Here is a 21,910-nt window from a genome sequence, read left to right as displayed (position 1 = left end):
GTAATCGTCAAAATTCTTTAGGAATGGTTTGCCAATGACCGTGGACTATACCTAGAGCGGTATAACATTGTTGTAAATTGTCAACAATAATACGAACGGCTAATAAGTCGTATAACTCGTCAATACCGGCTTGCTTACGCTGCATTTTTTTCCAAATGCTGTAAATATGTTTGGGACGACCTGAGATAATCGCGTGTACTCCGGCTTCTTGCAGTGCTTTGCTTAGCATTTGTGTAAAGCGTAATACGCAACTCTCTCTGGCAATCCGGTTATCATTTAATGACTTTGCAATATGCCGATAGGATTGCGGTTGTAAATAGCGAAACGCTAAGTCTTCTAGCTCCCATTTGAGCTGGTGAATACCCATACGGTTTGCCAGCGGCGCGTAGATGTCTAAGGTTTCTTGCGCGATGAATCGGCGCATATCGTAAGATTCTTTCGGTAAACCACGTAACCGTTTGATGCGAAAAGCCAATTTGATTAACACCGCGCGCACGTCATGCGTCATCGATAACAGCATACGGCGTAAAATTTCGGTTTGGCTAGGTTGGTTCGTCATTTCTAATGAATACACCGCAATGGTATTCAACCAGTTGACGTCTTGGACAATTGCTGCAACGGTCGTGCCAAATAATTGTTTGATGTCGGGAACAGGGTTGAGCTTATTTACGCGCGGATCGCTTAACAGAGCGGCTAATAAAGTGCTTAAATCTACATGTAATTCTTTTAGAATCGCAGCGACTTCAACCCCTTTAGGACGCTGGTAACTTTCGTCATCAGGAAACTGCGTCACTATGGCTAAGGCTTGCTCGATTTTTTGACGGTCAGGCTCGGCGAGTCCATCGAGCAACGATTCAGTGGTAGTAACGGATTTTTTCATCCCAGTACTAGGCGTGTGGTTTGGTATAAGAATGCCTGTTGTTTCAAGTAACAACAGGCAGGATTGAGCGACTATTTTTGGTTCCCAACTACTTAAGATGAGACAGGTCATTCAGAACGCTGGACGCCGTAAATACGTCCCTGCTGCCGACACCTACGTTGCTAAACGCCCTGTCCCGTCATAAGTGTATAGTCTATTTTTTGATGATAACCTTATCATCGATAGTTAATTCGGTAATTCCACCAATAGAGCTGCTAACAGTGCAACTGGCTTTCTTAAAGCCACCTTTATCCGCATTTTCGCCTGTCCATTTTAATGTAACGTAAGTTTCTTTATCACTTTGCGTTTCAGCAGCGAAATACACTTGTTCGCCTGTTTCTTTTAAAATAGCTGCTGGACATTTCTTGCTGGCCATTTCTTGAATGGCAACATAGTTACGAATCATCGATGCTGCTTCTATTTGTTCTTTGGATTCATTTTTACTGGTGCCAACGACAATAAAACCCACTGCAAAAGCCCCGAGTACTGCAATAATTATTTTAGTTGTTTCAGACATTGCTCTCTCCTCTGTTTTAATAAAGTAACCGTCATCGGTCTTGCTTAGTATATAACGTTTTTTCTGAATTAGAATTCTATCCCTTGCTCAGCTTTAATGCCTTGCTCAAACGCATGTTTTATTTTGCTCATTTCAGTGACGGTATTCGCAATAGCAATAACTTCAGGCGCAGCATCGCGGCCTGTTAGCACGAGATGCAAGCCTTTAGGTTTATGGTGTTGAATAAAATCTGCGATTTCTTGCCCAGAAATCCATTGATAGCTACTGCAATAATTAATTTCATCGAGCACGATTAAATCAAACTGGTCAGAAATAATCTTGGCTTGGCACAACTCCCAAATGCCACGACTGGTTTTTATATCTTGCTCTGGGTTTTTCGTATCCCAAGTAAAGCCGTCGCCTAACGCATGCCACTCAATATTGGCAAATTGTTGTGCGGCTTTTTGTTCACCGGTTTGCCATTGACCTTTAATAAACTGAATGACACAAACCTTCATTCCCCAGCCCGCCGCTCTAAAAACCATGCCGAAGGCACTCGATGATTTACCTTTACCTGCGCCTGTATGTACAAGCACCAACCCTTGGCGTTTATCTTTGGATTTCATAATGATTATAGTAAGAAAATAACAGCGCTTATTTTAACGCAGTTAATGGAGTGATGTGTTGATAAACACGCATAGAGAGGCTATGCGTGCTTTTAGTAGCGGGGAGATTAGAGGATGAAGTCAGAGGTTTTTAATACCGGTAAATTGAATGAGTTCGGCAGCAACATAATCGCCATTTAGGCAAGTGTAAAGGTTACAGTGAGGATATTCGGGTTGTCAAAATATCGGTGGTATTCTTAAAGGAAAGCAATTGCTCCTTAGGTCATGTGTTTGGCTTGTCTCCCCAGCGTTAAACGTTTACAACCTAGCTTAGCTAAGCCCTGTGTTTATCACTGCAATAGTTGCAGGCATAGCAAAGATGTCTTACAGTAACAGTGACTATATTACAGGGATGTCTTATGTCACAACTTGCAAAACCAGCAATAAAGTTCAAGTCACCATACCCATCGACATGCGTAAAAAACTGCGTTTTGCCACGGGCGAAACCATTAATTGGGGTAATTATTCAGACCCAGTCTCCCCATTTTTGAGGCTCCATGCTCTTAAGTTATTGTTTTTTTATCATAGGTCTTTGATTTGGCAGCTAGAACTAAGGCGTGTTTTATGCGAATGAAAAAACACACGTTTGGATTTGTTTTGAGGAAGAAACCATCTCATGATTGACCAGTTAGCAGTGCGCAATTTCACAGTGTTTAAAGAAGCCGAATTGCGGTTTTCGCCGGGTTTGAATGTGATTATTGGCGAGAATGGCACGGGGAAGACGCATTTGTTGAAGCTTGCTTATATGTTTTCTAATCTATGGCGTGATTTGATAAAAGGCTCCGGCTTTATTACCGAGCAAAAAGTTGAGCGGTATGCTGCCGATAAGCTCCGCAATGTTTTTAAAACCGATAAAATTGGTAGTTTAACCTCTGTAGCTAGTGATGGTAAGAGTGAAATTTCTGCGTTGGTGTCTGGCTGTATACCGATTAACCCCCTCAGGATGTCACACGAACCGGAAAGGCCTTCATCACCAATGCCAGATGCAATCATTTGACAGTTTACTTTTTCAGACTATTCAATAGACAATGTTGCGACTCAGCTACAGAAAACATTAGCCAATAATGCTATTTATGGCAAAGGGGTATATCTACCTACCAAGGAAATGGTTTCTTTTTTTGAGGGATTTTTAGCGGCATACGAGAATCGTGAGTTTCAGTTTGATGAAACCTATCGGGATTTAGCGCTGAAATTTGTCAGCCAACAAGTTAAAAAATCCTCCCTCCTTCATTAAAGACGATTTAAAGCAATTGCATACAAATATTGGCGGCAGTTTAAAATTGGAAGGTGGTAAATTTTATTTAATTACACCAGGTGCTAAACAAAGAGAAATTACGTTGGTCGCTGAAGGTGTTAGAAAAATCGCTACCTTGATACATTTGTTGGAAAACGGTAGTCTGGAAGTGGGAGATACCTTATTTTGGGATGAGCCGGAAAGCAATCTCAATCCCAAATTAATCAAAGATGTAGCCGTCGCTTTGTTATTACTTTGCCAGAACGGCATTCAGGTTATTGTTGGGACGCACAGTTATTTTTTACTCAAAGAATTCGATTTACTTAGCCGTTCTGGAAAAAATAAATACTCCAGTCGCTTATTTTTGGCTTAACCAAATCCGATAACGATGTTTTTATTGAACAAGGCGATAAATTTCAGGTGTTAAGTTCCATTGTGTCGTTAGATGAAGAGCTGGCTCAATATGATCGTGAACAGGCGCTTTATTATCAGAAAAATGGAGATTGAAGTTGCAGCAGCTAACAGAAGGTTCGGGTAACCATGAGTTGGTGTTTGAATTCCCCGATGAGTGGACGGTATTAAAATACGATGCCGGCGATTTTTTACCAAAATAAAGTCCTTAAATGCCAAAACACAAAAGCTGTTGATTTTTTGGTGTTACAACAGAATCGCCAGCTTTGGATTGCAGTCAAAAACTTTCGAAATTATGCTGAAGAAAGTAGGTTACGCCTAGACCCAGATGAAAACAAGGTGCCTGGATTGACTAAAACGCGAGAGCATGTCAAAGAAAACGGCTGGGAGCAAAAAGTCACTGTTGCACGCAAACAGCTTTTTATAGCTGATGAAATAGCTCTAAAAGTTAGAGATACTTGTGCGGGTGTGTTTGCCGCCACTCTAAATGAAATCGTTGAGTTACAAGCGTTCTCGATTGCTGTGCAACAAAAGTTGCCAGTTCATATTGTGCTATTTTTACAACAGGACGAAACACTAGATAGAGCAGCAGATTTTCGCAGATTAGCACAACGTATTGCGGATAAAATCCAGCAACAATTAATTTTTATTAATCTAACAGTTGAATTTGTTAATCGTTACACCTTGTCTACAGATGCGCAATGGCGTGTTGCATAAGACCATGTTGTATTTTAACTTATTGAATAATAATAATTTTTTTAAAAAGCTTGCTTGTGACACGCCTTACGTTTCGCATATAATCCCCCCTCTTTATTGTAGCTTACCAACATTATGAACACAGATTCGCTGTTGGACATTAACTTGTCCACGCAGACGCTTACTTTGATTTTAGAGAATCGACCGCTTAAGATTTATCAGGTGTCTACCGCTAAAAATGGGCCAGGCGAGGTCAAAGGCAGCGAATGTACGCCACGCGGCTGGCATAAAATACGCGCAAAAATTGGTGCAGATTGCCCAGTGAATACAGTTTTCGTGGGTAGGCGTCCAACCGGTGAGCTGTATTCAGCTGCACTCGCTGAGCAATTTCCTAAGCGCGATTGGATACTCACGCGTATTCTTTGGTTATCGGGTGTCGAACCTGGTATTAACCGTTACGGTAACGTTGATAGTGCTTGGCGTTATATCTACATTCATGGCACACCCGATAGTGTTGCTTTAGGTGTGCCGGGTTCGCACGGTTGTGTACGCATGGCTAATGCTGATGTAATCGAGTTATTTCAGCAAATACCCATAGGCTTTCCGGTTTGGCTGCATGAGTGAGAATACGCGTATTGCTTTGGGCGTTGAATATCTAGGTGCGCGTTATTCGGGTTGGCAACGACAAACGCATAGTCTTAGTGTTCAAGCTGAATTAGAAAGCGCTTTAAGCAAAATCGCTAATCATCAGGTTACGATAACATGTGCGGGACGTACCGATGCCGGGGTTAATGCGTATGAGCAAGTAGTGCATTTTGATACTGTAGCGAGACGCAAAGACGATGCATGGGTGTTAGGCGTTAATAGTCAGTTACCAGATGATATTCGTGTCCTATGGGCTAAAACCGTGACGCCAGATTTTCATGCGCGTTATAGCGCGTATGCGCGCTATTATCGTTATCTTATTTACAATCGCACGGTTCGTTCGGCGTTAAATTATCAGCAAGCGTGTTGGTATTATCCATTGCTTGCAGAAGACTTGATGCATTATGCCGCCCAGCATTTGTTGGGACACCATGATTTTACGTCATTTAGAGCCGCTGCATGTCAATCGCATAGTGCTATGCGCGCAATGTATGTAGTAGACGTTATTAGGCAAGGCGATTATGTGATTATTGATGTGTGTGCGAATGCATTTTTATATCATATGGTACGCAATATCGTCGGTGTGTTAATGGCGATAGGTTCAGGTAAGCAGTCACCAGATTGGACGTTGCAATTATTAGCCGCTAAGAATCGCAGTCAAGCGGGGCTGACCGCACCGGCGCAAGGGCTTTATTTAGCCGGGGTGTATTATCCAGAACACTTCGGCTTGCCTAAGCATTCGTTATTCAATCGTTTACCCAGTGATATTAAGCGATATGATTAGCGTTTTGCTATTTCGGTTTTTACCGGTAGATTGCGTTAATGGGCTACCCACTCAAGATGAGACACTTTTAATTTTAGTCCGTAGAGCTAAACCGTCATTCCGACAGGGATTGCCGGAATCCAGGCGCCATGGATGGCATGTATTTGAGCAACGCAGGAGCAGTTGCCGAGCCGAGATGACGTTGTTCCCATTTTAGTTGTCCCGTCTTATACGGGTATCAGTTAATGTTTATGCAATGATTTCGTGTCATGTTAGGTCTACTGTTAAGTCGTTTAAGCTAGCAGCAAACTAGGAACGCGTCGTTGCCATTTATTTTGAACAGGAAATGTTTATGTACCAACAGTTAAGTTTTTGGGTTCACGGTAATGCCGATCATCAAGATGGCATTATCGAGAGTATTAGCGTGTTATTAGCTTTTTTTGAAGGGGCAACGGCTAATGGGCCAGGGGGTATTCTTCCGGCTTTGTTGCCGGGATTAACCGCAATGGCGAACTTTCACCCATTAGTTGTGCATTTTCCAATCGCGTTATTATTCACGTTTTTAGCGGTCGAGGTGTTAGCGTTAATTCTTAAAAAGCCTGCATGGCGAGAAGCGGCGACCGTGATATTAGTGGCTGGCGCGTTAGGTGCGGTTATCGCGGTGATTGCTGGTTTTAGCGCGGCGAACTCAATTGAGCACGGTGGTAATGTGCATGAAATTATGGAAAATCATGAGCATATCGGCGTTATTGTGATGGCATTAGCAGTGGTTTTAGCACTATGGCGGTTGTTTATAGGTAAGCCGTTAACAGGAGGAGCTAATACCTTGTTTTTAATTATTTCGGTAGTTATGTGCTTACTGTTAAGCTTTGGCGCTGATTTAGGCGGCTTAATGGTTTATCAATACGGTGTGGCGGTGAAGGCGGTGACTGTTACGGATACTAGCCATAGTCACGGTGAGCATTAAGCTAATGCCAATCGCCCGTCAAACGCGCGCGGGCGATAGCGGCCGGCGTTAGGCTTTTATAAACGACATCACGCAGTTTCTGAATAAAACTCGTGTAAACATGTTGCCAATCCAGTCTAGCCGTAGTGGTTGCAGCTTCTTTAGCGAATGCGCGTCGCAAGGGTGTGTTAACAGCTAGGCGAATCGCTGAGTCAATAAATGCAGACTCATCATTTAAGGTAACGAGAGCGCCATTGTCACCGTTATTCATTAACTCAGCGGCGGCGGCGTAATCGTAAGCGATGACACATAAACCACTCGCCATCGCTTCTGAGGTCACATTGCCATAGGTTTCGGTAACGCTAGGAAATAAAAATAAATCGCCAGAGGCATAATGTTCAGCAAGCTCAACACCGGTTTTACTACCTGTGAATACCGCATACGGGCAGGTTTGTTGTAGCTTTTCTTTAAGCGGGCCGTCGCCTACTAACACTAAGCGAGCACGATGAATGTGTTGGCGAATGTGATTAAACGCATTGATTACCAAGTCAATATTCTTTTCTGCCGCGATGCGGCCGACATGAATCACGACAATATCGTCTTCAGTAACGCCCCACGATGCCCGTAAATCGTTAGAGCGGCGTTTGGGATTGTATAACCGCGTATCTACACCGCGCGCTAATAAGGCTAAGTTGTTGTAGCCCTCTAATGTCAGTTCTTGAATTAAGCGTTGAGTGGGTACAAACGTTGTTGCGGTTGCGTTATGTAAACTGCGTAAATGCGCCGCCATCATGGTTTGTAAAAAACCAGCACCGTAGTGCGCCATGTAATGATGGAAATTGGTATGAAACGAGCTAGTGACCGGGATGTTAAGCCGCTTAGCAACCATAATCGCTGCCCATCCTAAAGGCCCTTCTGTCACAACATGTACAATATCAGGTTTATGTTGGCGCAATTGCAGAAATAAGGTTAGGAGGTTTGGTAAGCCGATGTTTAAACCGTGATAGCCTGGAATCGGAATGCCGTTGACTAGTTGTTCAGTAAATAGCCGCTCGCGCTTAGGAATATCATGGCTGCCTTGCTTAGGCCGGAACAGTAATACTGTGTGTTGATGGCTGCGTAATCCTTCCACTAGCTTGCCGACGGTCATGGCAACACCGTTAATTTCAGGTGGGAAGGTTTCAGTAACAATAGCTATCTGCATAAAGATTGGCGGGTGTTGTGTTTAAGTCATCGGGGTGTGAATATTAGATTAAAATCAGATGACACTATTATTAACAACGCAGAATAGATTTAGTTTTTTTAGTCAAGCAATGAGGCAAGCGTTATTCATACTTAGCAAATTGCTATAAACTTTGAGGCAATTATCTCAAAGCATAAAGGGGAGAAAAATGGACAAATTAACGATAATAATAGGTACAGCAAAGTGTATCTTCCAGTTAAGCAATAAACTCTACACCATGTTGCAACATACTTTCCGAGTCGCTTGTTGAGAGCGTGTGCAGAGGCTACTCAAAAAGATTTACGATATTAAGGTCATTGGCAGATGCAGCTTACTTCTCCAAATATGTATAACATCTCCTTCACCCAAAAACGTCGAACGTTACTTAACCAATTTCGTCGCCAATTTTCCAGGTTTCGTCTATATCTTTCGCTTGTCGCCCGACGGGCATGGTAGTTTCCCTTTTGCGAGTCCCGGCATTGAGAAGCTTTATGGTTTGAAGCCAGAAGATGTGCAGGACGATATGGCGCCATTACATGCTATGGCGCATCCTGAGGATGCATCTCACATCATTGCCAGCCTTGAACAATCGGCGCGAACATTGCTACCCGTGCAGGTAGAATTTCGTATATGCCGTCCGGGCATGCCCGTGCGCTGGGTTGAATTTCATTCCGTTCCTGAACATCAAGATGATGGCAGCACACTCTGGTACGGCATAATGCAGGACATTACTGAGCGTAAACAAATGCAAGAGGCGCTTATCGCGCGTGAGCAGGAGTTTCGCAGCTTGGCGGAAAACCTCCCTGATAACATTGCGCGCTGGGATATTGCGGGTCGCTGTCTGTATAGCAACCCAATCCATCAACGAACGCTGGGCAAGACGCTGGAGGAAATGCGCGGTAAGACCCACAGTGAAGTTTTTGCTGATAATCGCTTCGCGTTTTTTGATGAAGTCATGGCGCAGGTGATTTCTACCAGGCAGGAGGCGCAGGTGTTGCGTGTACCTGTGCCTATGCCCGATGGCGGCACGGATTACCACGATGTCCGTTTGGCACCCGAATTTGATAGCGAAGGGCGCATCACCAGTGTGTTGGGCATAGGCCGCAACATGACCGATGCTTACCGTATGCAGGAAACCATCGCTCAGCGTGAGCAGGAATTCCGAAGTCTAGCAGAAAGTTCACCCGTCTCTATCATCCGTTACGACCGTGAGGGTCGTATCAGTTATCTGAATGGCGGGCTAGTTCGTCATTTAGGTATATCCCCCGAGCATGTAATTGGCAAGTTACCCAGCGAAGTTTGGCCGGATGGGCGCTACGATTCCATTCAGCAGGCCGCAGCGCAAGCATTGGAGACGGAAACCAAAATCAGTATCGAGCTCTGCGCACAGAGTGTCGGTGAGCCGGAATTTAATCAAATCCAAGTGGTACCAGAGCGAGATATCGCTGGTCAGGTGATAGGTACTCTTGCTTTTGGCATGGATATTTCTGCGATTCGTAATGCCGAGCGTCGTTTGACGAATGTTTTCGCCAATTTCCCAGGCTTTGCCTTTAGCTTCCTTATGTCGCCCGAAGGGCATTATTGCTTTCCGTATGCCAGCCCTGGCATAGAAAAGCTTTATGGTTTGAAGCCCGAAGATATAAAAAACGACATGGCGCCATTGCATGTCCTGGCACATCCTGAGGACAGGTTATCTATCGAGGCTGCAATTGCTGAGTCGGCTCAGACAATGGTGCCTTTTAATGTGGAATTCCGCCTATGTCGCCCCGACCAGGCACAGCGCTGGGTCGAATGTCGTAGTGTGCCGACACCTCAACATGATGGCAGTATCATTTGGCATGGTCTGATGATTGAGATTACTGAACGCAAGCAGGCCGAGGCCGAGCAACAGAGATTGCTTAATATTTTGGAGCAATTCGCTGATTTTGTTGGTAGCGCTAATATGGATGGTACATTGAGTTATCACAATCGTGCTGCGCGACGTATGGTCGGGCTGCCGGATGATGCCGATCTTTCCTCTATGCGTGTTGCCGATATGCATCCGAAATGGGCGGCCAAGCGCGTGATGGAAGAGGGAGTGCCCACAGCATTAGCGCACGGCGTATGGCGTGGTGAAAGCGCTCTGTTGCACCGTGATGGACGTGAAATTCCTGTATCCCAAGTCATCATATTACATCGTGATACCGAGGGTAGGCCGGCATTCATGTCCACTATTATGCAGGACATCACCGAGCGTAAACAGACAGAGGCGCGGTTGGTTTTGCAGAATCATGCGCTGAATCATATCGGTGAAGCTGTTTACTTGATTGATGAAGAAGCCCGCATTCTTCATGTTAACAACGCTGCTAGTAACATGTTGGGTTATACACAAGATGAGCTGTTAGCGATGCGGATATGTGACATTGACCCTGACGCTGATCCGGCAAAATGGCAGGAGCATTGGGATGATTTATTGATAAGAGGCACAATTACTTTAGAAACTAACCATCGTAGCAAAATGGGTAAGCTTATTCCGACAGAAGTTAATGCTAACGCGATTGCCCATGAAGGATGTCTTTACAATTTTGCGTTAGTGCGCGACATCAGCGAACGTAAGCAAGCGCAAGAGACACTACAACACAGCCAATCATTGCTAGAAAATGCCCAGCGCATCGCCCATATCGGAATTTGGGATGTGGATATGCTCAATGATGTTTTGACTTGGAGTGATGAAACTTTCCATATTTGGGAAATTGATAAAACAAGCTTCAAAGCAACATTTGCCGCATTTCTTGATACGGTACACCCCGAAGATCGAGACAAAGTGACGACGGCTTACAATCAGGCAATCAACGATAAGTCCTTGTATCAAGTGGAACATCGGCTGCTATTTCCGGATGGGCGGATTAAATACATCCATGAACGTGGCGAACCTTTTTTTTTGATGCTCAAGGACGTCCGATTCGCTTTATCGGTACGTCATTGGACATTACCGAACTGAGGCGCCAACAATTGCTAGAAGCCCAGCGCCAGCGTGTGTTTGAAACTATGGCGCAAGGCGGCACACTTGTGCAAATTCTGCTGCAGGTGGCCATTTACATCGAAACATTTCTCCCCGGTCTACGGTCTAGTATTATGTTGCTTGAGCATAATGGCAATCGTCTCTATCGCATGGCCGCGCCTTCGTTTCCCAAGGTCACTGCCATCGATGGCGTTGAAATTGCTAAATTCGCTGGCTGTTGCGCTATTGCGGCGCGAAGTGGTGAGCGAGTGATGGTCGAGGATATGCACCATCATCCTTGCTGGGAAACTTGTCGGGAATTTTTGTGAGCAAAACAGTGTGCTTGCTTGTTGGACAGATCCCATTATCGCGTCATCTGGCCAGGTGCTGGGCGTAGTGATGGCTTATCTGCGAGAGTCAAGAGCACCGGAGGCCGCAGAGTTGGAGTTGTTACGTCAGGCTAGCCGTCTGTGCTCAATTGCGATAGAGCGCAAACAACTTGAGTCACAGATGCTGCATCAGGCCAGCTACGATAGCCTCACCGGCTTGCCCAACCGCCGCTTGTTCGGCGATAGACTGCGTGAGGAAGTCGCTAAGGCTGAGCGTAGCGGCAGTCATCTTGCCATATTGTTTATTGACCTTGATTATTTCAAGGAGGTTAACGATACCTTAGGTCATCATTATGGTGACCAGTTGCTTATTAATGTTTCGTTGCGTATCCGACAATGCGTCAGAGAAAGCGATACAGTGGCCAGATTAGGCGGTGATGAATTTGTCGTATTACTCCTCGACGTGTCCGAAAGTGCGTGTTTGGAGCGCGTGGCGCAGAATATTATCGATATGATGGCCGCGCCGGTTCATTTGGATGACCATGTAGCCTATACGTCGGCCAGTATTGGTATTGCCAGCTATCCGGCAGATGCTACTAGTATTACTGCCTTGATGAGTGCAGCAGACCAGGCTATGTACGCCGCCAAGAGTAAAGGACGTAATTGCTTTAGTTTTTTCACGTTAGCTATGCAGCAACAGGCGCAACAGCGCTTGTTGTTGGGCAATGAGTTACGTGATGCGATTAGTAAGCAGCAACTACAAATTTTCTTGCAACCAATAGTAGATATCTCCAGTGGTCATGTCGTCAAGGCGGAGGCTTTGATTCGTTGGGCTCATCCTCAGTATGGTATGGTGCCGCCGGATAAATTTATTCCTATCGCTGAAGAAATGGGGTTGATTCATGATATTGGCGATTGGGTGTTTTATCAGGCAGCTCAGGCTATGCAGCGTTGGTTGGAGGTTTGCACTGTCGATAATGGTGTTTATCAAATCAGTGTCAACATGTCGGCACGCCAGTTTGTGCATGGGGATGTGGGGGCGGAGTGGATCGGCTATTTAAGTCGATTAGGTATTCCTATGTGGCATATGGTCATAGAAATTACCGAAAGCTTGCTTTTGGGAGATGAAACCGACGTCAGGAACAAGCTGCAACGTTTTCGCGATGTAGGCATGAATATCGCGCTGGATGATTTCGGCACGGGGTATTCATCAATGTCTTATCTTAAAAAGTTTAACATTGATTTTTTGAAAATAGACCGTTCCTTCGTGCGCGACTTAGAAACCGATCCTAATGATAGAGCGATTGCTGAAGCTATCGTTGTTATGGCGCACAAACTAGGCTTGAAAACCATTGCAGAAGGTGTGGAAACCGAACAGCAAAAGATTATGCTAGAAGAAGTGGGCTGTGATTTCGTACAAGGCTATTTCTACGCCAAGCCTATGCCAGTAGAGGAGTTTATGACATTTGTGAGCGCCAAAGGGGCTAGCAGATGAGCGGCTGTGGCTTGGACGGTAAAGCTTGGTGCTTTTAGCCATTAGGCTTTATCCTAAAAAAATGCTCGTTCCCACACTCCGGAGCGTGGGAACGATTCCGTTAGGTTTTTTTGCCCCACTTTACGTTGGTAGCCTTAGTTTTCAACTCTTAAGCTTTGAAGGGTTGCCGCATTTTTCTTGCTGTCTTTTGGTGAAAAACTGTTTATTTGCGTCAAAAATCCAGACTTTAATCTAGCCGGTCTGGTACAATTCTAAAATTCACTGTAAGCACTTTGTAGATGTTAAATTTTCTTGGCGCATATCGGTTTTTAATTCCTTAACTAATGAGTATCTTTTGATGACTAAATCGGAAAATATTTATTTGATTGGCCTCATGGGCGCCGGTAAAACGACGATAGGACGCCAGCTCGCCAAAGCACTCGGTGTACCTTTTTATGATAGTGATAAAGCTATTGAGGAAAGAACGGGTGTTGATATTCCAACTATTTTTGAATTTGAAGGAGAAGAAAGGCTTTAGGGAGCGTGAGCAAAAAAATGCTACAACAATTAACGGCAATGCAAGGTATTGTGTTAGCAACAGGAGGTGGCGCAATTTTACGTGAGGAAAATCGGCGCATGTTAAGTCAGAATGGTTTTACGGTGTATTTAAATTGCGCAATAGAAAAATTACTAGAGCGCACACGCAAAGATACACAACGCCCATTGCTGAAAACCGATAATCCAAAACAGCGTTTAGAAACGTTATTTGCTCAACGTGAGCCGCTTTATCTCGCCTGTGCTGATTTTAAAATCGATACGGGGATTATGCCGAGTCGTGACGTTGTCGAGCATATTTTAACGGCGTTTCGTGACGCTCAGCCTTAACTATTATGACAACGTTAAATGTAGAACTCGCTGAGCGCAGTTATTCTATTTATATTGGTGCTGGCCTACTCAGTCAAACTGAGTTATTTCAACGCCACATTCAATCTAAGCAAGTCTTAGTCGTTACTAACTCAACGGTAGCCCCGTTGTATTTAGCTCAAGTGTTAGCCCATTTACAGGCTTATCAAGTTGCGCAAGTGGTCTTGCCGGATGGCGAGCAATATAAAAATTTGCAGCATATCAATCAAATTTATGACCAGTTGTTAGCGCAGAAATTTAGCCGTAATGCAACGTTAATCGCGTTAGGTGGCGGTGTTATAGGTGATATGGGTGGTTTTGCCGCTGCTACTTATCAGCGTGGCATTCCTTTTATGCAAATTCCAACCACCTTGTTAGCACAGGTAGATTCGTCAGTGGGTGGGAAAACAGGGGTTAACCATGCTCTAGGTAAAAATATGATTGGTGCTTTTTACCAGCCTAGATGTGTAATCGCTGATACCCAGGTGTTAACGACGTTGGATGATAGACAATTAGCTGCAGGGCTTGCCGAAGTGATTAAATATGGCTTAATCCGAGATCCAAAGTTTTTCTGTTGGTTAGAAGAGCATTTATCCGATTTATTAGCCAGAGACCCCAGCGCATTAGCGTATGCCATTGAGCAATCGTGCCGAAATAAAGCCGAAGTCGTTGCAGAAGATGAAACCGAAACCGGAGTAAGAGCAACGCTTAATTTAGGTCATACCTTCGGTCATGCTTTAGAAACTGCGCTAAATTATACTGGGTTATTGCATGGTGAAGCGGTGGCGATTGGCACGTGTTTAGCCGCCGATTTATCTAGGCGCTTAGGTTGGCTAAGCCGTGTTGATGTGCAACGCGTTGTCGATATTTTCCAGCGTTGCCAGTTACCGGTAGCGTTACCTGCGCATCTGACACCAGAGCGTATTTTAGATTTAATGGCGGTTGATAAAAAAAATCTCGATGGCAAAATTCGTGTCATCCTGTTAGAAGCAATAGGACAAGCGACATTGCCTGTCAACGTAGATCAAAACGTATTAGTTGAAACATTAGTACATTATGGTAGAGACTGATACGTTTACTTATTCAAAGAAAAAGCCAGACTTGCAGCAAACGCCTGAACAGCTTTTGTTGATTACTCCTGAACGTAGTCAAAAATTGGATTTATTAATTCATTTAATTACCAATTTACCTCAAGCGTTAGTGGTTTGTGGGCCTAAAGGTATAGGGAAAACGGCGCTACTCAACGCATTATTAGACCGCAAATTAGATAATTGGCTGTATTGTCAAGTCAGCGCCAATGCAGAACTCAGCTTTGAAAGTTTACAAGAGCGTTTAAACCAAGTCTTTAAATCAGGTAAACAATCCAGCCTAAGCCAAGAACTACTACGCATTCAAAGCATTAACCGTAAATTAGTTTTATTAATCGACAACGCTGGCAGTTTAGTGCCAGGACTATTTACTGCGATTATTCAATTTGCTTGGGCAAATCCTGCATTACGCATTGTATTTGCAATGACGCCTGATGATGTTCATGTTAAGTCTAGCACTGACCATTTGATTAATGACTGTCATTTTGTCGAAATACCGCCGTTATCCGAGCCGCAATGCGGCGTGTTTTTGCAACAATTAGCAGTAAAGTCTTGGCCGCAATTACCGCTTGGCGCGATTAATGAAGAGCTAACTCGGCAAGTCTATACAGAGACACACGGTATTCCAGGTCAAATTATCGCGGCGTTACCGGCATTGACCAAACGTAAGCGCAGTATAAGCAGTTTTGCTTGGCTTATGATGGCTGTTGTGGTTTTAGTCGGCTTAGCCTAGGTGTGCAATGGTATACCAATGTTTATTTGCCTGCGCAGCCAAAACCGCAACCGGTTAGCGTTAATACGCCCACGAACACTGAAAAACCGGTGTTAGCCTCACCTGTTATAACTCCGACTGCACCGGTACAAATTAGTGATCGTTTACTGGATCAAGTCGTTGCTAAAAATGAGAGCACGGCGACGAACGCTAACCCAGAACAGGTGAATTCCGATAAAGCACCACCATCACCCGATATTAAGCCCGAACCTGCCGTACCCGTAGCAGCCGAGCCTGTTAAGCCTATAGAAGAAACGCCTGTTACTGAAGCGCCGCCTAAACCTGCTGATGTACCCGGACAAGATACGGGCATAAGCGCGTGGTTAAGCAAGCAAGCACCTGAGCATTACACATTGCAAGTTATGGTGTTATCGAAAGTGGAGTCTGTTAAGGCGTTTACTAATAAGTATCCCAATTTAAGCCAAGATGTGGTTTACACTAAAATAATGCTCGGTAAAAAAGAGAAGTTTTTAGTTTACTATGGCGCATTTCCAGATTCAGCCGCAGCTAATAAAGCCAAACAAAGTTTACCTGCTGAGTTTAGGCATTCCATTATTAAAAAAATTAGCACGATTAAAACGAACCCATAAGCCTTGGCACTCGCATGACACCAGCAAACCAAAGTATTTTTATTAAAGCCTTATTGAGACAGCCTACTCCAAGAACACCGATATGGATGATGCGGCAAGCGGGGCGTTATTTGCCTGAATACCGGGCGGTTAGAGAACAAGCCGGTAGCTTTTTAAACCTATGCACTAATCCAGAATTGGCTTGCGAAGTCACATTGCAACCGTTAAGACGTTATCGTTTTGATGCGGCTATTTTATTTTCCGATATTTTAACCATACCCGATGCGATGGGCATGGGGTTAAATTTTACCGAAGGCGAAGGCCCTACGTTTAGTAAACGTTTAACGACTGCCGAAGATATACGGCAATTGCCTATTCCAGACCCCTGTACCGACTTACGCTATGTCGTCGATGCGGTCAGCTTAATCCGTAAAAACCTTGCTAGCGACGTGCCGTTAATCGGTTTCTCAGGCAGTCCGTGGACCTTAGCGACTTATATGATAGAAGGTGGTAGTAGTAAAAACTTCCAAAAAGTCAAAAGTCTGATGTTTGAGCAGCCTGGCTTAATGCACGAGTTATTAGATAAACTCGCACAGTCCGTTGCGGCGTATTTGAATGCGCAAATTGAAGCCGGTGTGCAAGCCGTGATGGTGTTCGATACTTGGGGCGGCGTGTTAAGCCATGATGATTACCTTGAATTTTCTCTACGTTACGCCCAGCAAGTTAAACAACAGCTTCGTACTGACCATGCTAATGGCTACATTCCTAGCATTTTATTTAGCAAAGGTGGTGGTTTGTGGTTAGAGTCCATGAGCAATGCGGGTTACGACGCGTTAGGCTTAGATTGGCAAACCCATATAGGCGAAGCAAGACAACGCGTAGGTGCGAAAGTGGCATTACAAGGTAATTTAGACCCACTTGCGTTATATGCTAGCCCCGAAGTCATCGTCGAAAAAGTCAAAACCGTGCTGGCGCAATACGGTCACGGCTCCGGCCATGTTTTTAATCTAGGCCATGGTATTTTGCCAGATATTAACCCAGAGCATGTTCAAGCCATGGTCGAAGCTGTGCATAGTTTTAGTCCGGCTTATCACGGCATAAGTTAATCTACAAGTTACACCGAAGTCTAATCCCGTTTGCCGCGCCGAGCACCGCAGGTTTTGCTGGGATTAGCCCGTTAGGGGCACGGCATGGATGCCGTGCGTCGGCAGGCGGGCAGGACGCCCGCTCTGCCGACCTCCTAGCAAAACCAARGCGCGCAGGARGAAGCGGCAACGGGTCGCCTTTTCTTTGGCTACTTTCTTTTGGCGACGCAAAAGACAAATCCGCCGGGAGCGGATTTGGTGACAACCCAAAGGGCAAAATCCATGAATGGATTTTGCAGCGTAGCTCGCCTGCCGGTGCGAGAACCGGCGTAACATAAAAATTCGCGGTAGCGACTCATTAGATTTTACAAAGCTAGTTTTAATAGCCATTTCTCAATATAACCACATACCGTGCAACATAGACCACTCCTTTATGAGCAAACACATCTTAGTCGCTGACGACGATTTACATATTCGTGAAGTCATTAGCTTTGCGTTGGAAAAAGCCGATATGCGCGTCACGCTCGCTGAAGACGGACGCCAAGTGCTGGCACAAGCGCGCGAGCATTGCTTCGACTTAATTGTGTTAGACATCAACATGCCGGAATACGATGGCTTAGAAGTATGCAAAGAGTTGCGCAAAACGTCTGATGTACCGATATTGTTTTTATCATCGCGTGATGACGAGATAGACCGAATTATTGGCTTAGAAATCGGTGGTGATGACTATGTGACTAAGCCGTTTAGCCCGCGTGAATTAGTCGCGCGCATCAATACCATTTTAAAGCGCTTGCAACCCCCTAATAAATCCACATCGACTGAAATCATTATGCACTACGGCGATTTAGTGATGCGTCCAGAGCAATACTACGTGAGTTGGCAACAACAGGCAATTAACCTCACCGCCACTGAATACGCTATTGTCCTGTTCATGTTAAAACAACCTAATCGCGTTTTTAGCCGCGAACTTATCATGCAACACGCTTTCACAACGCCGATTTATATCTCAGACCGGACTATAGATAGCCATATTCGTCACATCCGGCTCAAGTTTGCGCAAGTAGGCTGTAACGCTATTATCGAGACGGTACACGGCGTCGGTTATAAACTTAAACTAAATTTTTGATACGACTTGATTTGAGTCGAATTTTAGATAACACTTGCTAGCATTGATATCTCGGCTACCCACTTAAAACAACAGCCTAGTAAGAACTACGTCATCTCGGCAGGGATTGCCGAGATCCAGGACACAGGGATGTGTGTGAAGCTTTGCCATCCATGGAGTCTGGATTCCGGCAATCCATTAATGCCAAGGATGGCATGTACTAGAGCAACGCAGGAGCAGTTGCCGAGCCGGAATGACGATTTAGCTCTACTGACTATAATTAAATCTGTCCCGCTTTAGTTGGTAGCCAGCATCGCTAAAATCTAGTTCCCTTAACTTTGAGGTTTACCATGACGGATTCTGCTGTTCTTCCTGCTACGATTCAAACCCGTTGCTGTATTGTTGGCGGCGGCCCTGCCGGCATGATGCTTGGCTTATTATTAGCGCGTGCGGGCGTTAATGTTACGCTGTTAGAAAAACACGCAGACTTTTTTTCGTGATTTTCGTGGTGACACCATTCACCCATCGACGTTAGAACTCATGTATGAACTCGGCTTTTTAGACGAGTTTTTAAAACTACCTCATCAAGCCTTAAACAAAATCAACGCGTGTATTAACGAGACCATCACGCCGATTGCGGATTTAACGGCATTGCCTACACAATGCAAATTTATTGCTTTTATGCCGCAATGGGATTTTCTGAATTTTATTGCTGAACAAGCGAAAAAATACCCTAGCTTTCAATTGTGTATGGCAACCGAAGCGACAGGCTTAGTTGAAACAAACGGCGTAATTACCGGAGTAACCGCTAAAACGGCTACGGCTGACATTACGGTATCGGCTGATTTAGTGATTGCTGCCGATGGTCGGTTTTCGACTGTTAGGGATTTAGCAGGAATGCACGTCACCGATAAAGGAGTGCCTATCGATGTGCTTTGGCTAAGATTAAGCAAGCAAGCGACTGATGTCTCAGCTACTTTAGGCCGTATACGCGGTAACCGTATGATGATTATGATTGATCGCGGTCAATACTGGCAATGCGGTGTTATTATCGCTAAGAACGGTTTAAATGAGCTAAAACAACAAGGTTTAGCAGCGTTTCGAGCTTATTTAGTGGCGCTCGCACCGTTTTTAATCGATAGAGTCGATGAAATCACGGATTGGGAACAAGTTAAATTATTAACCGTACAAATTAATCACTTAAAGCATTGGCATAGACCAGGCCTATTATGTATAGGCGATGCGGCTCATGCTATGTCACCCGCCGGTGGGGTCGGTGTTAATCTCGCGATACAAGATGCTATCGCGACAGCGAATTTATTAGCAGAAAAATTACGCACCGATGCAACAATTAATGAAAGCGACTTGCACCGTGTACAACAACGGCGAGAATGGCCTATGCGCGTGATTCAAAACTTACAAGCCTTTATTCATAAACGTATAGGCTTAGGTTCTTTAGAAACAAAACAGACAAGCTTACCCATGCCGGTAAAGCTACTCAGACATTGGCCGTTATTGCAACGCTTACCTGCCCGTGTCATCGGCATAGGGTTACGTCCAGAACATATTCAAACCAAAGATGCTTGGCACACATCATGAGTGATACGTCATTCCGTCTGATTTCTGCGTGCAACAATCCTATCTTAGCTTTTGCTTATCAGAAAATTGAACAGCAACAGCGGTTATTAAAACAAGTCCAGCAACTTTTACCTCAACCGTTAGCAGACCATGTGCGCCATTGTTTAATCAGTGGCTCAAACCTTCTGCTTTATACCGAATCAGCGGTTTGGGCCAGTCAATTAAGATTTTATGTCAAAATTATCCAAGCCGATTTAAGTCAAACCTATCAAACAGCTATCCACCATGTACAGATTAGGCTATTAACGGTAAAAACAGGACTTAGCCCATCTAAGCCTGCGCGCGCTAATATTCCCAGCTTAGCAACGATAAATACCTTGCGCGCACAAAGCTCAACGATACAAGACCCTGAGTTACGCCAAGCGCTGCTAAAACTTAGTCGTAAACTCAAGAGCCTGAGCTAATGCCAACCGCCGTATTGCTTAGTGGTATCACCGCGAAAACCCGTTGATGTTTTATTATCATCTGGCATATTCACCATACTTTCGGCCGCTATCACCATGTTTTGTCTGGTATAACCGCCTAACGATTCAGCTTTTTTAGCAATTGCGGTCGTATAAGCATTAATGTCATAAACCGTTATCAGCGGATCAACGACCACCGCCACTAATGCATTTGCATCCTGATGCTCTGGGATAAAACGTAATATCAACGGTAATGACGTGTGGGGTGGTATGTTTAATTTATAGCGTGTTGTGTTAATCAACACCGCTTCAGCCACTAAATCACCGGTATTTTTAAACGCATACACTTTACCACCCGGAGCATGGTGATCATCTGGGTTAATAACACCGCTTAACGTCACTTGGGTAGAAAATTCTTTAATTTCTTGCGGAATCATTTTAGCAACGGTTTTAGGCTCTTCTTGCTCACCACACGCTAGCAACAATAAACTCATAACTAAACTTGCGGTTTTCAACAACTGCGTTAAATTCATAATACCTCCTCCTCTATCTCGTGGTAGGCCTTACTACACCAGGTGTGTAAGGCTTCTAATACTAAGTATCTGATCGTAATAATGTAATATGCTGAAAAATAATAACATCATACCAAAAGATCATAAATATGCGTACGATTCGTATAGAGCGGCGTGGTTTTAACTCGTTGGACAATCCCTTGTAAACCTTGCGGATATTGAGATGAAGCTTTGTTTATAACTAAACACGCGTTAAGCAGCGCAGGAATTAGCCGTGATTATGTCACTTAAAATAGCTAACACTTGCGCACGAGAACTCGTTTTACGCCACACTAAGCCAATGGTGCGCTTAGGAGCTGGCTTAGCAAAAGGCACATAACAAATGCCTGTTTCCTGCCCACGTATCGCAATTTTAGGGATAAACGTAATACCGGTTCCTGCCCGCACCATTTGCCTTAACGTTTCCAAACCTGTTGCGCGTACATCTTCTTGTTCCTCAGCATGATGTAAACGACAAAATTGTAAGGCCTGACCGCGCAAGCAATGGCCTTCGTCTAATAGCAATAATTTTTGATGAAATAAATCAGCTTGGCTAATGCACTCATAGGTAGCAAACGGATGTCCTGGCGCAACCGCTAGCATAAATTCATCCTCAAATAATATCTTAGTTTCTAACAGAGAATCAGATTCAATAGGCAACGCCAATAACGCCGCATCGAGCACACCCGTGGTTAATTGTCTTAATAACTCATCGGTTTTTTCTTCGACCAAAATTAATCTAAGTGCTGGCAACGCCTCGCGTATTAACGGAATCAAGTCGGGAAAAATATATGTCGCTAGGGTTGGAAACGCCCCTAAACGAAAATTACCTGCTAATGGATTTTGCGCGTTATGCGCCAATTGATTAATGCAATCGACTTCCAGCAGAATTCGGCGCGCGGACGCAATAATATGTTGCCCTAACTCGGTAGGCAGCACTTTTTTTTTATATTACGCTCAAAAATGACCACACCTAACGACTCTTCCATTTTTTTAATTTGCATACTTAGCGTAG

At 44.5% G+C, this 21,910-nt stretch carries 23 protein-coding genes and 1 pseudogene; 18 read left to right on the top strand and 6 right to left on the bottom strand.

Translation table 11 applies throughout. The annotated features are described in order from the left end of the window. Positions 1-7: 7 nt before the first annotated feature. From VZ94_RS31950 to cobO, 3 genes are all read right to left on the bottom strand, one after another. Positions 8-880, bottom strand: a complete 873-nt coding sequence (locus VZ94_RS31950; RefSeq protein WP_338040337.1) for an HD domain-containing protein — start codon at positions 878-880, stop codon at positions 8-10. Positions 881-1,073: 193 nt separating this feature from the next. Continuing rightward, positions 1,074-1,436 carry a hypothetical protein gene (locus tag VZ94_RS09735; RefSeq protein WP_045779081.1) on the bottom strand — a complete coding sequence of 121 codons (363 nt, stop codon included), beginning with the start codon at positions 1,434-1,436 and terminating at the stop codon, positions 1,074-1,076. A 68-nt stretch (positions 1,437-1,504) separates the two neighbouring features. After that, positions 1,505-2,041 carry a cob(I)yrinic acid a,c-diamide adenosyltransferase gene (gene cobO, locus VZ94_RS09730; RefSeq protein ID WP_045779080.1) on the bottom strand — a complete coding sequence of 179 codons (537 nt, stop codon included), beginning with the start codon at positions 2,039-2,041 and terminating at the stop codon, positions 1,505-1,507. A 655-nt stretch (positions 2,042-2,696) separates the two neighbouring features. On the opposite strand from cobO, the gene VZ94_RS22740 reads away from it, so the two are divergent. From VZ94_RS22740 to VZ94_RS09700, 6 genes are all read left to right on the top strand, one after another. Further along, a complete protein-coding gene (locus VZ94_RS22740; RefSeq protein ID WP_052700400.1) occupies positions 2,697-3,077 on the top strand; it encodes an AAA family ATPase in 381 nt (126 codons plus the stop codon). 253 nt (positions 3,078-3,330) lie between these two features. Next, a complete protein-coding gene (locus VZ94_RS22735; RefSeq protein ID WP_204369100.1) occupies positions 3,331-3,687 on the top strand; it encodes an AAA family ATPase in 357 nt (118 codons plus the stop codon). A gap of 386 nt (positions 3,688-4,073) precedes the next feature. Then, on the top strand, positions 4,074-4,442 hold the full coding sequence (locus tag VZ94_RS09715) for a hypothetical protein (RefSeq protein ID WP_131655523.1): 369 nt from the start codon (positions 4,074-4,076) through the stop codon (positions 4,440-4,442). Positions 4,443-4,556: 114 nt separating this feature from the next. Beyond that, the gene (locus tag VZ94_RS09710) at positions 4,557-5,045 is read left to right on the top strand and encodes a L,D-transpeptidase (RefSeq protein ID WP_045779077.1); all 489 of its coding nucleotides are present in this window, start codon (positions 4,557-4,559) and stop codon (positions 5,043-5,045) included. Beyond that, entirely contained in the window at positions 5,038-5,850 is an 813-nt protein-coding gene (truA, locus tag VZ94_RS09705; protein ID WP_045779076.1) for a tRNA pseudouridine(38-40) synthase TruA, read from the top strand. Before VZ94_RS09710 ends, truA begins: the two co-directional genes overlap by 8 nt. Before the next feature lie 331 nt (positions 5,851-6,181). Continuing rightward, on the top strand, positions 6,182-6,796 hold the full coding sequence (locus tag VZ94_RS09700) for a DUF2231 domain-containing protein (RefSeq protein WP_045779075.1): 615 nt from the start codon (positions 6,182-6,184) through the stop codon (positions 6,794-6,796). A 1-nt stretch (position 6,797) separates the two neighbouring features. On the opposite strand, the gene VZ94_RS09695 is transcribed toward VZ94_RS09700, so the two are convergent. Beyond that, positions 6,798-7,979, bottom strand: a complete 1,182-nt coding sequence (locus VZ94_RS09695; RefSeq protein ID WP_045779074.1) for a glycosyltransferase family 4 protein — start codon at positions 7,977-7,979, stop codon at positions 6,798-6,800. 295 nt (positions 7,980-8,274) lie between these two features. Between VZ94_RS09695 and VZ94_RS09690 the strand changes: the two genes are divergently transcribed. The 12 genes and pseudogenes from VZ94_RS09690 (at position 8,275) to VZ94_RS09640 (ending at position 20,344) form a co-directional block, all read left to right on the top strand. Further along, on the top strand, positions 8,275-10,977 hold the full coding sequence (locus VZ94_RS09690) for a PAS domain S-box protein (protein ID WP_082081527.1): 2,703 nt from the start codon (positions 8,275-8,277) through the stop codon (positions 10,975-10,977). Continuing rightward, a complete protein-coding gene (locus VZ94_RS09685) occupies positions 10,959-11,306 on the top strand; it encodes a hypothetical protein (protein WP_131655522.1) in 348 nt (115 codons plus the stop codon). The genes VZ94_RS09690 and VZ94_RS09685 overlap by 19 nt, the downstream gene beginning before the upstream one ends. 10 nt (positions 11,307-11,316) lie before the next feature. Further along, entirely contained in the window at positions 11,317-12,801 is a 1,485-nt protein-coding gene (locus VZ94_RS09680; RefSeq protein ID WP_052700398.1) for a putative bifunctional diguanylate cyclase/phosphodiesterase, read from the top strand. A 337-nt stretch (positions 12,802-13,138) separates the two neighbouring features. Further along, positions 13,139-13,665, top strand: a pseudogene (gene aroK, locus VZ94_RS09675) (shikimate kinase AroK). A 5-nt stretch (positions 13,666-13,670) separates the two neighbouring features. Next, entirely contained in the window at positions 13,671-14,753 is a 1,083-nt protein-coding gene (aroB, locus tag VZ94_RS09670) for a 3-dehydroquinate synthase (RefSeq protein WP_045779071.1), read from the top strand. Further along, positions 14,740-15,504 carry an AAA family ATPase gene (locus tag VZ94_RS09665; protein WP_045779070.1) on the top strand — a complete coding sequence of 255 codons (765 nt, stop codon included), beginning with the start codon at positions 14,740-14,742 and terminating at the stop codon, positions 15,502-15,504. Before aroB ends, VZ94_RS09665 begins: the two co-directional genes overlap by 14 nt. Further along, positions 15,462-16,133 carry an SPOR domain-containing protein gene (locus VZ94_RS22730; protein WP_131655520.1) on the top strand — a complete coding sequence of 224 codons (672 nt, stop codon included), beginning with the start codon at positions 15,462-15,464 and terminating at the stop codon, positions 16,131-16,133. The genes VZ94_RS09665 and VZ94_RS22730 overlap by 43 nt, the downstream gene beginning before the upstream one ends. A 14-nt stretch (positions 16,134-16,147) precedes the next feature. Further along, the gene (gene hemE, locus VZ94_RS09655; RefSeq protein ID WP_045779069.1) at positions 16,148-17,218 is read left to right on the top strand and encodes a uroporphyrinogen decarboxylase; all 1,071 of its coding nucleotides are present in this window, start codon (positions 16,148-16,150) and stop codon (positions 17,216-17,218) included. A gap of 412 nt (positions 17,219-17,630) precedes the next feature. Then, positions 17,631-18,323, top strand: a complete 693-nt coding sequence (locus tag VZ94_RS09650) for a response regulator transcription factor (protein ID WP_045779068.1) — start codon at positions 17,631-17,633, stop codon at positions 18,321-18,323. 329 nt (positions 18,324-18,652) lie between these two features. Continuing rightward, positions 18,653-18,802: an FAD-dependent monooxygenase gene (locus VZ94_RS26960; protein WP_204369099.1), complete on the top strand. Its 150-nt coding sequence runs from the start codon at positions 18,653-18,655 to the stop codon at positions 18,800-18,802. Between the two features lie 40 nt (positions 18,803-18,842). After that, positions 18,843-19,901: an FAD-dependent oxidoreductase gene (locus tag VZ94_RS09645; RefSeq protein ID WP_239649806.1), complete on the top strand. Its 1,059-nt coding sequence runs from the start codon at positions 18,843-18,845 to the stop codon at positions 19,899-19,901. Further along, positions 19,898-20,344, top strand: coding sequence for a DciA family protein (locus VZ94_RS09640; protein WP_045779067.1), 447 nt, complete (start codon positions 19,898-19,900; stop codon positions 20,342-20,344). The genes VZ94_RS09645 and VZ94_RS09640 overlap by 4 nt, the downstream gene beginning before the upstream one ends. On the opposite strand, the gene VZ94_RS09635 is transcribed toward VZ94_RS09640, so the two are convergent. Both VZ94_RS09635 and VZ94_RS09630 read right to left on the bottom strand, forming a co-directional pair. Beyond that, positions 20,341-20,877 carry a hypothetical protein gene (locus VZ94_RS09635; protein ID WP_045779066.1) on the bottom strand — a complete coding sequence of 179 codons (537 nt, stop codon included), beginning with the start codon at positions 20,875-20,877 and terminating at the stop codon, positions 20,341-20,343. The genes VZ94_RS09640 and VZ94_RS09635 overlap by 4 nt on opposite strands. Positions 20,878-21,108: 231 nt before the next feature. Beyond that, positions 21,109-21,834, bottom strand: coding sequence for a hydrogen peroxide-inducible genes activator (locus VZ94_RS09630; protein WP_052700396.1), 726 nt, complete (start codon positions 21,832-21,834; stop codon positions 21,109-21,111). Positions 21,835-21,910 lie beyond the last annotated feature (76 nt).

Source organism: Methylocucumis oryzae, assembly GCF_000963695.1.
GTDB lineage: Bacteria > Pseudomonadota > Gammaproteobacteria > Methylococcales > Methylomonadaceae > Methylovulum > Methylovulum oryzae.
The sequence above is the reverse complement of the archived record's forward strand: the minus strand, read 5'-3'. Positions and strand labels throughout refer to the sequence as shown.